Raw genomic sequence first — 14,074 nt, forward strand, 5'->3', positions numbered from 1 at the left:
CCTCCGAAGCAGAGTTCGCGACTTTCGCAAACAAATGTCCGTTAGCTAGTACATTCCGCGCATGGGGATGAAGCGGGTCGCTCGGTGGTGTGCCCTGGCTGTCGTGGCGTCGGGGCTGGTCGTGTTGCCGGGGCTCCCGGCGCAGGCGGCGGTCATCACGCCGTTCACGCTCTCGTACGACCAGAAGGTCTACGGCCGCTTCATCACCAACGGCAACGGGGTGATGCAGTGCCCGCCGGACGGTACGCCGCAGATCGGGTCGTTCTCGTGCCCGGGCGGGGCGAACCGCACCGACCCGAACGCGCCGAACGACTACTTCTCGATGCGGTACACCGACGTCGACGCCGACGCGCTGACGTTCAACTCCAGCCGGGCGCTCATCCCGATCCCGCCGGGGTCGACGATCGACTACGCCAAGCTCGGCTGGGCCGGCAACACCGGCGTCGTCGGCGGCATCGGCGAGCCGGCCTGCGGGGCCAACGCGGCCCCGACCGGCGCGGTGCGGGCGACCAACCCGGCCGGTACGCCGGCCACCCAGCAGGTCCGGGTCACGGTCGGCGGGGGCTCGACCACGTCCGTCGCCCCGTCGCCGTTCATCGCCGAGCCCGCCCCGGCGTTCAACGCGCCGCAGTACTACAGCGGCCAGGCCGACATCACCGCGATGTTCGCCGGGGTGAACGGCGACACGACGGTGACGGTCGGCAACGTGTGGACGCCGACCGGCTACGGCTGCTTCGGCGGCTGGTCGCTGACCGTGGTGTACAAGTTCGCCGGCCCGGAGCCGACGTACGCGCCGGAGCTGCGCGAGATCTTCATCTACGACGGGCACGTCCGCCAGGGCGCCATGGACCCCCCGACCGACGTGACGATCTCCGGCTTCAAGAACGCGGGCGGGCTGGTCCGGTCCGGGGTCACCGCCTACGAGGGGGACTACTCGATCGTCGGTGACCAGTTCCTCATCAACGACCAGGCGATGAACGAACCCGCGATCGGCGGCACGTCCAACTTCTTCATCAGCAACGCCGAGCACGAGTCGAACCCGACCCCGCTCAACAACTACTCGGTGGACGCCAAGTCCTTCCAGCTGCCGGCGGGCGTGGTGAACGCCGGCGACACCTCCGTGAAGCTGACCGTCTCGACCAGCGGCGACTCCTACATGGCCACCCAGGTCGTGTTCTCGGTGCCGATCGCCGAGCTGCGGGTACTCAAGGAGGTCTGCCAGTCGAAGGTCGTGGCCGACTGCACGTCCCCGACCGGCCCGTGGGCCCCGTCGGTGAACCTGCTGCCCGGCGACACCGCGTACTGGCGGATCACGGTGTCCAACATGAGCGCCGGCGACGCCAACAACGTGGTCCTCAACGACCCGGCCGAGGCCTCGTGCGTGACCGCCGCCGGCACGTTCATGGTGCCCGCGAACTCGTCGAAGGTCTTCTACTGCTCGACGGCGAACGTGACCGACACGAAGGCCAACACGGTGACCAGCCGGTTCCCGGCCCCCGACGACCCGCCCGGCTCGCCGCCCCGGGAGTCGCCGCCGTCCACGGCCACGGCCAACATCGCCCGGATGACCCTGCTCAAGCAGGTCTGCCAGTCCGCGGTGGTCGCCAACTGCCAGACCGGCGGGGCCGGCCCGTGGGTGACGAGCACGAACATCCCGTACAACTCGACGGCGTACTGGCGGATCGCGGCCACGAACACCGGGCAGGTGGCGCTGACCAACGTGGCGATCGCCGACGCCGACGAGCCGACCTGCGCGGCGACCGTGGACCTGGCGGTCGGCGAGACGAAGTACGTGCACTGCTCGACGGCCGGCGTGACCGGCAACAAGACCAACACCGCCAGCGCCGTGTTCCCGCCCCCGCCGGGCTCCCCGCCGGGTACCCCCTCGACGAATGTCCCGCCGACCAGCGCGAGCGTCGGCACCTACGAGGTCACCCTCGTCAAGGAGGTCTGCACCTCCACCACCGTGGCCGACTGCCAGAGCCCGACCGGCCCGTGGGTGGACGCGACGAACGGCCCGGTCGGCTCGACCGCGTACTGGCGGCTGACGCTGACCCACCGGGGCACCGTGCCGGTCACCGGGATCACCGTGACCGACCCGGGGCAGCCGTCGTGCGCGCCGGCCGGCACGGTGGACCTGGCCGTGGCCGAGACGAAGTACTTCTACTGCAACACGACCTCGGTGACCGCCGACAAGGTGAACACGGCGACGGCGAGCTACCCGCCGCCGGGGCTGCCCCCGGGCACCCCGCCCACGACGGTCACCGACTCCGCGACGTACCGGGTCTACGGCCTGACGATCCTGAAGGAGGTCTGCACCTCGACCACCCCGGCCGACTGCCAGAGCCCCACGGGTCCCTGGGCGGCGGCGGGCACCGGCCCGGTCGGCTCGACCGCGTACTGGCGGATCACGGCCACCAACACCGGCACCCTGACCCTGACGGGCGTGACGCTCGCCGACCCGGGCCAGCCGGCCTGCGCGACGGCGGCGGGCACGTTCGACCTCGCGGGCGGCGCCTCGAAGCAGGTGTACTGCTCCACGGCGAACGTCACGGACAACACGACCAACACGGTCACGGGCACCTTCACCCCGCCCGGGAGCCAGACACCGGTGACGACGCCGCCGTCCAGCGCGACGTACTCCGTGTTCGCCCTGGTCCTGAACAAGGAGGTCTGCACGTCGGCGACGGCGTCCGACTGCGGGACCGGCGGCGCGGGCCCGTGGGCGAAGGAGACCACGGTCCCGGTCGGCACCGCCGCCTACTGGCGGATCACGGTGACCAACACCGGCAAGGTGCAGCTGACCGGGATCACGGTCACGGACGCCACCGAGGCGACCTGCCAGACGGCCGCTGACGCCGTGGGGCCGTTCACCCTCGCCGCGGGAGCGAGCCGGGTGTTCCACTGCTCCACGGCCGCCGTGACGGGCGACAAGGCCAACACGGCCACGGCCACGTTCACGCCGCCCGGCACGACCACCCCGCAGACGTCCACCTCGACCGCGACGGCGCACACCCACGGCCTGACAATCGTGAAGTTGGTCTGCACGGGTACCGGGGCCGACTGCGCCGGCGCGACCGGCCCGTGGGCCCCGACCGCCACCGGCCCGGTGGGCTCGACGGCCTACTGGCAGATCACCGTGACCAACACGGGCACCGTGAACCTGACCGGGGTGCAGGTCGCCGACCCGCTCGTCCCGGGCTGCGTGAAGACCCTGGACGTGCCGGTCGGCGCGCCCCAGGTCTTCTACTGCTCCAGCGCGGACGTCCGCAACAACCTGACCAACGTCGCGAAGGCCACGTACACGGTCGACGGGCGGAGCACGACGACCCCGGACGCCTCGGCCACCTACAAGGTGTACGCGATGACCGTGGTCAAGGAGGTCTGCCAGTCGTTGACGGCCGCCGACTGCCAGGCGGGCGGGGCGGGCCCGTGGGCGGCCAGCACGAACGTGCCGAAGGGCGGCACCGCGTACTGGCGGATCACGGCCACCAACACCGGTGACGAGACCATCACCGCGATCACGCTGACCGACAGCGCCGAACCGGCGTGCGCGACCGCGATCGGCGGCCCGTTCGACCTGGCCAAGGGCGCCGTCCGCCAGGTGTACTGCTCGACCTCGCCCGTGAACGGCGACACCGCCAACACGGTCACCGGCACGTTCACCCCGCCGGACAAGCCGCCGGTGACGGTGCCCCCGACGACGGCCGAGGTGCACGTCTACGCGCTGACCCTGCTCAAGGAGGTCTGCACGTCGGCCACCCCGGCGGACTGCGCGCCGGGCGGGACCGGCCCCTGGGCCGCGACGGCCAACGGACCGGTCGGTTCCACGGCCTACTGGCGGCTGACCGCCACGAACACCGGCACCGTGGCCCTCACCGGGATCACGGTCACGGACCCGGCCGAGCCGGCCTGCGCGGCGGCGGCGGGCTCGTTCGGGCTGACGGCGGGGGAGACGAAGCTCTTCTACTGCTCCACGGCGGCCGCGACCGGGGCGAAGGTGAACACCGCCACCGCCACGTTCACCCCGCCGGGCAAGCCGCCGGTCACGACCCCGCCGACCACGGCCACGTACGACGTGGTCGGGCTGACCCTGCTCAAGGAGGTCTGCACCTCGACCTCGGCGACGGACTGCGCCGGGCCGGGGCCGTGGGCCGCGACCGAGGTGGGCCCGACGGGCTCGACGGCGTACTGGCGGATCAGCGCCACCAACACCGGTTCGCTGGCCCTGACCGGGGTGGCGATCGCCGACCCGGCCGAGCCGACGTGCGCGACCACGGTCGACGTACCCGCCGGCCAGACCCGCTACGTCCACTGCTCGACGGCGAACGTGACGGCGGATCGGGCCAACACGGCCACCGCCACGTTCACCCCGCCGGGCAAGCCGCCGGTCACGACCCCGCCGACCACGGCGACGTTCACGATCGTCGGGCTGACCGTCGTCAAGGAGGTCTGCCGGTCGGCGACCCCCGCTGACTGCGGCGTCGGCGGCGTGGGCCCGTGGGGTCCGACGACCTCCGTGCCCACCGGCTCCACGGCCTACTGGCGGATCACGGCCACCAACACCGGCACCGGCCCGCTGACGGCCGTCACGCTCACCGACTCCGCCGAACCGTCCTGCGGCGCGGCGTTCGGCGGACCGTTCGACCTGGCCGGGGGCGCGTCGAAGGTGTTCCACTGCTCGACGAGCTCGGCGACCGGGAGCGTCACCAACACGGTCACCGGCACGTTCACCCCGCCGGGCAAGCCGCCGGTCACGGTCCCGCCGACCACGGCGACGGTCGAGACCCACGGCCTGACGGTCCTCAAGCAGGTGTGCCCGCCGAACGGGTCCTGCTCGGCCTCGGCCACCGGGGACTACGGCTCCGCGGCGCGCTGGCGGATCACGGTCACCAACACCGGCAGCCTGGCGCTGACCGGCGTGACGGTGGCCGACCCGGACGAGCCGACCTGCGCGGCGACCATGGACCTCGCCCCCGGGCAGGTCAAGGTGATCGAGTGCTCCACGGCCAACGTCACGGGGCGCAAAACCAACACCGCGACGGGTACGTACACGCCGCCGAGCTGCCAGGAGAAGGCGGAGGCGACCTGCGCGCCGGTGAGCACTCCGCCGTCCACGGCCACCTACGAGGTGTCCCCGCCGCCGCCGACCCCGATGCCGGTGACCGGTTCCTCGGCGGCCCCGCTGCTGCCCCTGGGCGGGCTGCTGCTGGGTGCCGGTGGCGCGCTGGTCTGGTTCTTCCGACGGAGGCGGTCCGCGTGAGCCTGCTCCTGGTGGCCGCGCTGTACGCGGTGACCCCGTTGCCGGCGGTCGCCCCGCTGCGGGAACCACCGCCGCCCAGGGTCGCGGTCGAGATCAGTGACGGGGCCGACCGCGCGGCCCCCGGCGACCTGCGGGTGTACCGGATCGGGGTGCGCAGCTACGAACCGGTCACCCCGGTCGGCCTGACGGTCGTGGCCCGGCTGCCCCTCGGGGCCCGGGTGCGCGACGCCGGCCCGGGCGCGGTGCTCGGCGACGGCACGGTGTCCTGGACCGCGGGCGTACCGGCCGGCGGCACCTGGGAGACGACGGTGTCGGTACGGATGCCGTCCAGGCCGGCGGACGGCCCGGCGCGGCTGGCCGGGGTGGCGTGCGTCGTGCCGGACGGCTTCGACCGGCCGGCGGTGTGCGCGTCCGACGTCGACGGGGCGGCACCGGGTCCGGTCGCGGCGGACCCGGGTGCCGGCGGGGCACCCGCGGTGGTGGCGGTGGCCGGCGGGCTGCCGGCACTGGCCACTGTGGGCGCGGCCGGCCAGCTGTGGTGGTGGCGCAGGCGGGTCGGCGCCTAGCGGGTGTGGTCGATGAGGATCACGAGGAAGACGACCCAGACGGACGCCAGCGCGAAACCGAGACGGGGGAGAAAACGGAGCATGGCAGTGACCTTCCAGCGGGAAGAATGAAGGAAAGGAACGCTGGAGGCACGGTCGAGAACTGACCGACGTGCGTCGTCGGTCGTCACAGGGTGTGAGGAAAACCCAGCTCAGGCTCGACCGCGACTAGGAGGATCGCTATCTCGCACAGCGATCACCTCCTAGGGTCAGGGCACACACTCAGGGCCGGAGACATCGTACACGCAACCCCGGTGTTTCCGGTACTTGGCGGTAGCGCCTAGTCTCCTTGGCGACTGTGCAGAAGGCTTGGGAGGACGCGTGGCGCGTACGGTACTGGTCACTGGCGGTAATCGTGGCATCGGGCTGGCGATCGCTCAGGCGTTCGCCAAGCAGGGCGACCGGGTCGCCATCACCCACCGGGGCAGCGGCGCGCCGGACGGGATCTTCGGGGTGCAGTGCGACATCACCGTCCCCGAGCAGGTCGACGCGGCGTTCGCGGCGATCGAGGCCGAGCTCGGCCCCGTCGAGGTGCTGGTCGCCAACGCCGGCATCACGGCCGACACGCTGCTGATGCGCATGAGCGAGGAGCAGTTCGGCAGCGTCGTCGACACCAACCTCGGTGGCGCCTGGCGGGTCGCCAAGCGCGCGTCGAGCAAGATGCTCCGCGCCCGGTGGGGCCGCATGATCTTCATCTCGTCCGTCGTCGGGCTGTACGGCGGCGCGGGTCAGACGAACTACGCCGCCTCCAAGGCCGGCCTCGTCGGCCTCGCCCGCTCGATCACCCGCGAACTGGGCGCGCGCAACATCACCGCCAACGTCGTCGCGCCCGGCTTCATCGAGACGGACATGACGGCGGAGCTGCCGGCGAACCTGCGCGAGCAGTACGTCAAGGCGATCCCGGCCGGCCGGATGGCCACCTCCGAGGAGGTCGCCAGCGTGGTCACCTGGCTCGCGAGCGACAACTCGGCATACGTCACCGGGGCGGTCATCCCGGTCGACGGCGGCCTCGGCATGGGTCACTAGAGGGAGTACACGAAATATGTCTGGACTGCTCGCCGGCAAGCGCATCCTGATCACCGGCATCATCACCGACGCGTCGATCGCGTTCGCCACGGCCAAGTTCGCCCAGGAACAGGGCGCGGAGATCGTCGTCACCGGCTACGGCCGGCTGTCCCTCGTGGAGCGGATCGTCAAGCGGCTCCCGAAGCCGGTCGGCGCGGTCATCGAACTCGACGCGACCAACCCCGAGCACCTCGCCGGCCTCGCGGACGAGGTCCGCAAGCAGGTCGACGGGCTCGACGGCGTCGTGCACTCGATCGCGTTCGGCCCGCAGGGCGCCCTCGGCGGCGGCTTCATGACCGCCTCCTGGGAGGACGTCAGCACCGCCCTGCACGCCTCCACGTACTCCTACAAGGCCCTCGCCGTCGCGTGCGCGCCGCTGATGGGCCGGGGCGGCTCGATCGTCGGCCTCACCTTCGACGGTTCGTTCGCGTGGCCGGTGTACGACTGGATGGGCGTCGCCAAGGGCGGCCTGGAGTCCACGTCGCGCTACCTGGCGCAGTACCTGGGCGAGAAGGGCATCCGGAGCAACCTCGTCTCCGCGGGCCCGCTGCGCACCATGGCGGCCAAGTCGATCCCCGGTTTCGAGAAGTTCGAGCAGGCCTGGGTCGACCGCTCCCCGCTCGGCTGGGACCTCACCGACTGCGAGCCGGCCGGCAAGGCCGTGTGCGCGCTGCTGTCCGATCTGTTCCCCGCGACGACCGGCGAGATCGTGCACGTCGATGGCGGCTTCCACGCGATCGGCGCCTGAGAGCACACATTTACGGTACCCGCCGGCCCCTGATGTCCCTGTTTTGTGGGATATCAGGGGCCGGAAAACCGTGATCCGCGAAATTGAGAGATCAACCCGCGCTTCCCAGTGGTGCGAAGCGCGCCGAGATCGGACAGGATGTCGGAGTGACCTACGACGCCTTCCTCCTCGTCTCCTTTGGCGGCCCCGAAGGGCCTGACGACGTGGCGCCGTTCCTGGCGAACGTGACGCGCGGCCGAGGAGTTCCCCCGGAGAGGCTCGCCGAGGTGGCCGAGCACTACCGCCACTTCGGTGGCGTGTCCCCCATCAACGACCAGTGCCGGGCGTTGATGGCCGGGCTCCGCGACCGGATCGACCTCCCGATCTACTGGGGCAACCGCAACTGGCGGCCGTACCTGGTCGACGCGCTGCGGGACATGCGCGACGCGGGGATCCACCGGGTGCTGGCCTTCGTCACGAGCCCCTACGGCTCGTACTCGTCCTGCCGGCAGTACCTGGACGACATCGCCGCCGCCCGCGCCGCCCTGGGCGAGCGCGCCCCCGAGGTGGACAAGCTCCGGCACTTCCACGACCACCCGCTGTTCATCGCGGCGCACGCCGACGCGGTGAAGGCGGCCCTGGCCACCCTGCCGGACCCGGCCAACGCCCGGCTCGCGTTCACGGCGCACAGCATCCCGGTGTCCATGGCGGACACCGCCGGCCCGGTGCGCAACGGCGGCCGGTACGTCGCCCAGCTCACCGAGACCGCCCGGCTGATCGCCGCAGCGGCCGCCCCCGGCATGCCGTACGAGCTGGTCTGGCAGTCCCGCTCCGGCCCGCCCGTCGTGCCGTGGCTGGAGCCCGACGTCAACGACCACCTCGCGGCGCTGTCCGCCGAGGGGGTCACCGGGGTCGTGGTCAGCCCGATCGGGTTCATCTCCGACCACATCGAGGTGCTCTGGGACCTCGACCACGAGGCCGCCGAGACCGCCGAGAAGCTCGGGCTCGCCTACGCCCGGGCCGCCACGCCCACCGACGACCCGCGGTTCATCGACATGCTCGTCGAGCTGATCGAGGAGCGCCGCAACCCGGGCGCCGAACGCGCGGCCCTCGGCGAGATCCCCACGTGGGACCGGTGCGCCCCCGGGTGCTGTCCCGCGCCGCCGAAACGTCGATAATCGATGCCATGACCTCCGTCCACCGTCGCGCCGCCGACCGCACCCGGCACGCCGCCCGGTTCGTGGCCTGGGCCCGCGCGTGGCGGGCCGGGTTCGTCTCGTACGACGAGGTGGGCCCCGCCGTCACGGGCGGCGAGGAGCACCTGGTCACCGACCTGCCCGGCCAGGACTGGGAGGTGCCCCTCGGCACGGCGCTCGCCGCGCTGTCCCGGCTGCGCGCCGACGACCTGCGCCTCGTGCTGCCGGCCCCCGGCGACCCGCGCGGCCTGCCCGGGCCCGGCGCGTTCAGCAGCGCGGCGCTCGGTGCCGGCGAGGGAGTCATCGCGGGGGAACTGGGGCTGGTGCCCGCCATCCGGGAGCACGTGTCCGGCTCGGGGGACACCTGGCACACCGTGCGCTGGCAGGTGCTGCCGGTGCAGGCCGGGGCGCACCCGGAGTACATCGCGCCGGGGGAGGCCGAGCTGGACCTGGCCCGGGAACTCAACGGCGCCGCCGACGCGCTGATCCGGCTCGACGTGGCCCGCTGGCAGCCCGAACTCGCCGGGGCGCTCGCCGCGCTCCGCAAGCCGGGCTCCGGGGCCGACCTGCCGCCCGGCTTCGACCCCCGCTGCCGCCGGCTGTACGCGCGCGCCGCCATGCTCGACGGGGTGCTGGTGCTCGCCGACCACAACGCCCCGGGCGGGGCCGTGACGGCGCACGAGGCCCACCAGCGCTCGGAGGTGCTGCGGCCACTGCGGACGGCGTGCCGGCGGGCGCTGATGGCGGCCTGCAACGCGCGGCTGAGCGCCTGAGGGTGCCGCCGGTACAGCGTGCGGTGGTCACCGGCTCGGCAGTGCCTCCAGAAGCCGGGTCGGGGCCCACCGTAACCATCTGATGCGTTTGACCTGGGGTTACTCGGTGATGACGATGCCCAGGGCGTCGGCGAGGGTGTAGGACAGCGCCACCAGGTCCTGGCCCTCGACCCGCGCGCCGGCGAAGCTCGTCACCCCGCCCAGCTCCGCCAGGGCGCAGCGGCTGAACACCGTGCCGTCCATCAGCGCGTTGTGGAACTGCGCCCCGGTCAGGTCACAGCCCGCGAACCGCACGCCGCGCAGGTCAGCGTTGGTGAAGTCGGCCCGGGTCAGGTTGCACCCGGTGAACACGACGTCCTTGAACTTCGAGAACCGGAAGGTGCACAGGTCGAGCCGACACTCGGTGAGCGCGACGTCCTGCAGCACCCCGTCGATCCACTGCAGGCCGGTGGCCCGGCTGGCCGAGAGCTCCACCCGGCGCAGCGTCGAACCGGTGGTGCGCAGGTTCGCCAGGTTGGAACGCTCGACGACGCAGTCGGTGAGGCGGGCCCGGTCGAGGCTGGTGCCCGACAGGTCCACGGACGTGAGACGGCACTGCTCGAACTCCACCAGCTCGGCGACCCGGCGCGACAGGTCCTGGTCGGTGAAGGAGAGTTGCCAGTAGGACGCCTCGCTGTCGAACACGCCACTCTCCGGCCCGGCGGGGGTGATCCCGCCCGGTACGGCCGGTTGCTGGGGGCTCTGGGAGACGCGGGTCTTCGGCGGCATGGATGAACACTAGCTGTCCGAGGCGTGATGAGGCTCTACCCTGTTTCGCATGGACGTCTTGGCGGGAGACTGGCGACGGCGGCGCGAGGTGCCGACCGTGGAGGCTGAGCTGGACCTCGTCGTGGAGGACGCCACCGGCGACTTCTGCGGCGCCGTGGTCGGCTACGAGGCCGACGGGGTGGTCCTGGAGGACCGCCGCGGCCGCCGACGGGTGTTCCCGCTGCTCCCGGCCGCGTTCCTGCTCGACGGGGAGGTGGTGACCCTGCGCCGGCCGGCCCCCGGCCCCGTGACCCCGCAGAAGCGCCGCACCGCCTCGGGTTCCGTGGCGGTGCCCGGCGCCCCCGCCCGGGTGGCCCGCGCCGGCCGGATCTGGGTGGAGGGCATCCACGACGCGGCCCTGGTCGAACGGATCTGGGGCGACGACCTGCGGGTCGAGGGCGTGGTGGTCGAGCCGCTGGACGGGGTGGACGACCTGCCGGAGGCGGTCCGGGCCTTCGATCCGACCCCGGGCGCGCGGTTGGGCGTCCTGGTCGACCATCTGGTCCCGGGGAGCAAGGAGTCCAGAATCGTCGCCTCGGTGACGAACCCGCACGTCCTGGTCACCGGCCATCCCTATGTGGACATCTGGCAGGCCGTGAAGCCCGCCCGGCTGGGGATCGCGGCGTGGCCGGTCGTGCCGCGCGGCCAGCCGTGGAAGGAGGGGGTGTGCGCGGCCCTCGGGGTCGCCGAGCCGTACGAGCTGTGGCGGCGCATCCTGACCAGCGTGCGCGACTTCCGGGACGTGGAGGCGCCGCTGCTGGGGGCCGTCGAGCACCTGATCGACTTCGTGACGGAGCCGGGGGAGCGGTAGCTACCAGTTCGCCTCGGGGTGCCGGGGCGGCAGCGGCACGTCCGGGCGGTGGATCACGTACACGATCCCGCCGCTCGCCCCGAGCCAGGCCCGCTCCAGTTGGGCCCGCCGGTACACCCGGCGGACCGACGCGCTGTCCGGGGCCGCCGGGTCGTGGCACACCACGTCGCCGCCCGCCGTGAAGCCCGCGATCACCAGCAGGTGGCCGCTCGCCGTGTAGCCCGCGCCGTCCAGCTCCCCGGCCACCACCCGGATCGAGGCGACCAGCGGGATGCCGGCCGCGACGAACTCCTCGGCCTCGGTCAGGTCCCGCAGCCGGGTCACGAACGCGTCCAGACCGTACCGGGCCGCGTACGCCGTGTTGAAGGACCAGTTGCCGGCCCCGTCGTAGGAGTAGTCGTAGCAGTGCCGGACGGCGTGGTGCACGTGCCGGTCGACGTAGTCCGGCTCGACCCAGGCGAACTCGTCCTGGTAGGGGCCGTCCGTCCAGTACCGCATGACCATGCTCGTCGAGGTCGGCGAGCACCACGAGTCGCCGCCGCCGTCCCAGTGCGGGTACTGCCCCGCGTGCAGCCGCTGCGAGTACGACGGCACGTCCAGCACCCGGCCCACGGTCGGTCCCGGCGCGCTCGGCCCGGCCGGCTCCGTCGGCAGCGCGGACACCATCGCGCCCAGGTAGCTCAGGGTGGGCGACAGCGCCGTGCCCGCCGGCCGCAGCAGGGTGACCCGCAGCCGCCACGCCAGGCCCTCGTTGCCGTCGGCGGCCAGCCACGCGTCGGTGGACACCCGGCCGGTGGCCTCCCGCTGGCCGGGCACCGAGGTCGGGTGCACGGTCGAGTCGTCCCCGGACCACCGGGCCAGGGTCAGCCAGCTCGACGGGCCGGCCGTGCCGCGCACCTGGGCGGCGATCTCGATCCAGGTGCCCTCGGGGGTCGACGCCGCCCAGGACGCGATCAGGTCCGTGAAGCCGAACGGGACGGTGACCTCCGCCGTCGTCCACTGCCCGTACTCGAACTCCTGCGCCGCCGCGTGCGCCACGAACGGGTCCGTGTAGGACACCGTGCCGACCGGCCGGGTGAGGACGACCCCGCTCCGGGTGTGCCGCGCGCCGTCGCCGTGGCCCTCGGCGAGGTCCGCCGCCCGGTACGCGACGTGCCGGGGCGCGCCCTGTGTTTCGACGGGCACGACGGTCTCCGAATACGTGGCGTACGACATCCGCGGCTTCTCCCCAAAGGCCGGCCCAACCGGGCAATTTTCTAGCGGCACACTAGCAACTTCACCTGGGTGTACCCCCAAACGCCTCGGCGACTCGCAGTCGTCCGGGAAACCTGTCACGATCGAGGCGTGGAGTCGGCGGTGGTATGGATCGTCATCGGGATCGCTCTGGCGGTCGCCGAGGTGTTCACCATGACGTTCGTTCTTCTGATGTTCGGCCTCGGGGCGCTCCTCGCGGCCGGCGCGGCGGCCGTGGGAGCGCCCGTCTGGGCGCAACTGGTCGCGTTCGGGATCGGTTCCGGCCTGTCCCTCCTCCTGCTCCGCCCGGTGCTCACGAAGCACCGGCTGGGTAAGGCCGGCGCGATCGCGGTCGGGTTGGAGGCGATCGAGGGGTCCGACGCGATGGTTCTGAAGACCGTCACGGCGGACACGGGCATGATCAAAATCGGGGGCGAGATCTGGACCGCCCGGGCCTATGACGCCACGCAGGTGATCGAGGCCGGAGAGCACGTCCAGGTCATGAAAATCGATGGCGCCACGGCGCTGGTGTGGAGGAACTGATGGGCAACCTGGTCCTGGTGTTGGTCGCCGCCCTGGTATTCCTGGTGGTGGTGATCCTCGCGCGCTCGGTCCGGATCGTCCCGCAGCAGCGGCACGACATCGTCGAGCGGCTCGGCAAGTACAACCGGACGCTCACCCCGGGTCTGAACCTCCTGATCCCGGTGATCGAGTCGGTGCGGGCCAAGGTCGACATGCGCGAGCAGGTCGTCAGCTTCCCGCCGCAGCCCGTGATCACCTCGGACAACCTGGTCGTCTCGATCGACACGGTGCTGTACTTCAAGGTGATCGACCCGGGCCGCGCCACCTACGAGATCGCCAGCTTCCTCCAGGCGATCGAGCAGCTCACGGTCACCACGCTGCGTAACGTCATCGGCTCGCTGGACCTGGAGAAGGCCCTGACCAGCCGGGACCAGATCAACCAGCACCTCAGCGTCGTCCTGGACGAGGCGACCGGCCGCTGGGGCATCAAGGTCACCCGGGTCGAGATCAAGGCCATCGAGCCGCCGCCGAGCATCCGCGACTCCATGGAGAAGCAGATGCGCGCCGAGCGGGACCGCCGGGCCGCGATCCTGACCGCCGAGGGTGTCAAGCAGTCCCAGATCCTCACCGCCGAGGGTGACCGCCAGGGCCAGGTCCTGCGGGCCCGGGGCGACCGGGAGGCCCGGATGCTGCGCGCCGAGGGTGAGGCGAAGGCCATCCAGACCGTGTTCAACGCGATCCACGCCGCGAACCCGGACCCGAAGCTGCTGGCGTACCAGTACCTGCAGACCCTGCCGCAGATCGCCAATGGCCAGGCCAACAAGGTGTGGATCATCCCGGCGGAGCTGACCCAGGCGCTCGGCGGCATCGGACAGGCCCTCGGCGGCGCGTTCGGCGACCTGAGCAACCCGAGTCCGACCCCGATCACGTCCCCCGCGGAGGACGTGGACCCGGAGATCGCGGAGATCGAGAAGGCCGCGGCCGCCGAGGTCGCCGCGATCGAGGAATCCGGCAAGACCCTCTAAAACCATAATGTGGTTACGATATGTGACCGGCCCGCCGTCCGACGGCG

At 72.1% G+C, this 14,074-nt stretch carries 11 protein-coding genes; 9 read left to right on the forward strand and 2 right to left on the reverse strand.

Translation table 11 applies throughout. The features are described 5' to 3' along the window. Nucleotides 1-61 precede the first annotated feature (61 nt). The 6 genes from PT931_RS15155 to PT931_RS15180 all read left to right on the forward strand — a co-directional run bounded on the left by PT931_RS15155 (nt 62) and on the right by PT931_RS15180 (nt 9,629). On the forward strand, nt 62-5,263 hold the full coding sequence (locus PT931_RS15155) for a DUF7617 domain-containing protein (RefSeq protein WP_456246383.1): 5,202 nt from the start codon (nt 62-64) through the stop codon (nt 5,261-5,263). Beyond that, the gene (locus tag PT931_RS15160; RefSeq protein WP_456246384.1) at nt 5,260-5,829 is read left to right on the forward strand and encodes a hypothetical protein; all 570 of its coding nucleotides are present in this window, start codon (nt 5,260-5,262) and stop codon (nt 5,827-5,829) included. The genes PT931_RS15155 and PT931_RS15160 overlap by 4 nt, the downstream gene beginning before the upstream one ends. 360 nt (nt 5,830-6,189) lie before the next feature. Further along, entirely contained in the window at nt 6,190-6,894 is a 705-nt protein-coding gene (gene fabG, locus PT931_RS15165; protein WP_363728683.1) for a 3-oxoacyl-ACP reductase FabG, read from the forward strand. 16 nt (nt 6,895-6,910) lie between these two features. Next, nucleotides 6,911-7,681, forward strand: a complete 771-nt coding sequence (fabI, locus tag PT931_RS15170; RefSeq protein ID WP_363728682.1) for an enoyl-ACP reductase FabI — start codon at nt 6,911-6,913, stop codon at nt 7,679-7,681. A gap of 146 nt (nt 7,682-7,827) precedes the next feature. Further along, nucleotides 7,828-8,838 carry a ferrochelatase gene (locus tag PT931_RS15175; protein ID WP_456246385.1) on the forward strand — a complete coding sequence of 337 codons (1,011 nt, stop codon included), beginning with the start codon at nt 7,828-7,830 and terminating at the stop codon, nt 8,836-8,838. Nucleotides 8,839-8,846: 8 nt separating this feature from the next. Next, nucleotides 8,847-9,629 (forward strand): hypothetical protein, encoded by a 783-nt coding sequence (locus PT931_RS15180; RefSeq protein ID WP_456246386.1) that lies wholly within the window; start codon nt 8,847-8,849, stop codon nt 9,627-9,629. Nucleotides 9,630-9,728: 99 nt separating this feature from the next. Here the strand turns inward: PT931_RS15180 and PT931_RS15185 are convergent, their stop codons facing one another. Then, complete coding sequence (locus PT931_RS15185; RefSeq protein ID WP_456246387.1) at nt 9,729-10,397, reverse strand: pentapeptide repeat-containing protein; 669 nt, start codon at nt 10,395-10,397, stop codon at nt 9,729-9,731. 49 nt (nt 10,398-10,446) lie between these two features. On the opposite strand from PT931_RS15185, the gene PT931_RS15190 reads away from it, so the two are divergent. After that, on the forward strand, nt 10,447-11,247 hold the full coding sequence (locus tag PT931_RS15190) for a DUF3097 domain-containing protein (protein WP_456246388.1): 801 nt from the start codon (nt 10,447-10,449) through the stop codon (nt 11,245-11,247). Here the strand turns inward: PT931_RS15190 and PT931_RS15195 are convergent, their stop codons facing one another. Then, entirely contained in the window at nt 11,248-12,462 is a 1,215-nt protein-coding gene (locus PT931_RS15195; protein WP_456246389.1) for a C39 family peptidase, read from the reverse strand. 192 nt (nt 12,463-12,654) lie between these two features. Here PT931_RS15195 and PT931_RS15200 point away from each other — a divergent pair, with 192 nt between their 5' ends. Both PT931_RS15200 and PT931_RS15205 read left to right on the forward strand, forming a co-directional pair. Further along, a complete protein-coding gene (locus PT931_RS15200) occupies nt 12,655-13,023 on the forward strand; it encodes an NfeD family protein (RefSeq protein ID WP_456246435.1) in 369 nt (122 codons plus the stop codon). Then, a complete protein-coding gene (locus PT931_RS15205) occupies nt 13,023-14,027 on the forward strand; it encodes an SPFH domain-containing protein (protein ID WP_363728675.1) in 1,005 nt (334 codons plus the stop codon). Before PT931_RS15200 ends, PT931_RS15205 begins: the two co-directional genes overlap by 1 nt. Nucleotides 14,028-14,074: the final 47 nt, after the last annotated feature.

This window comes from Longispora urticae (genome assembly GCF_053902585.1).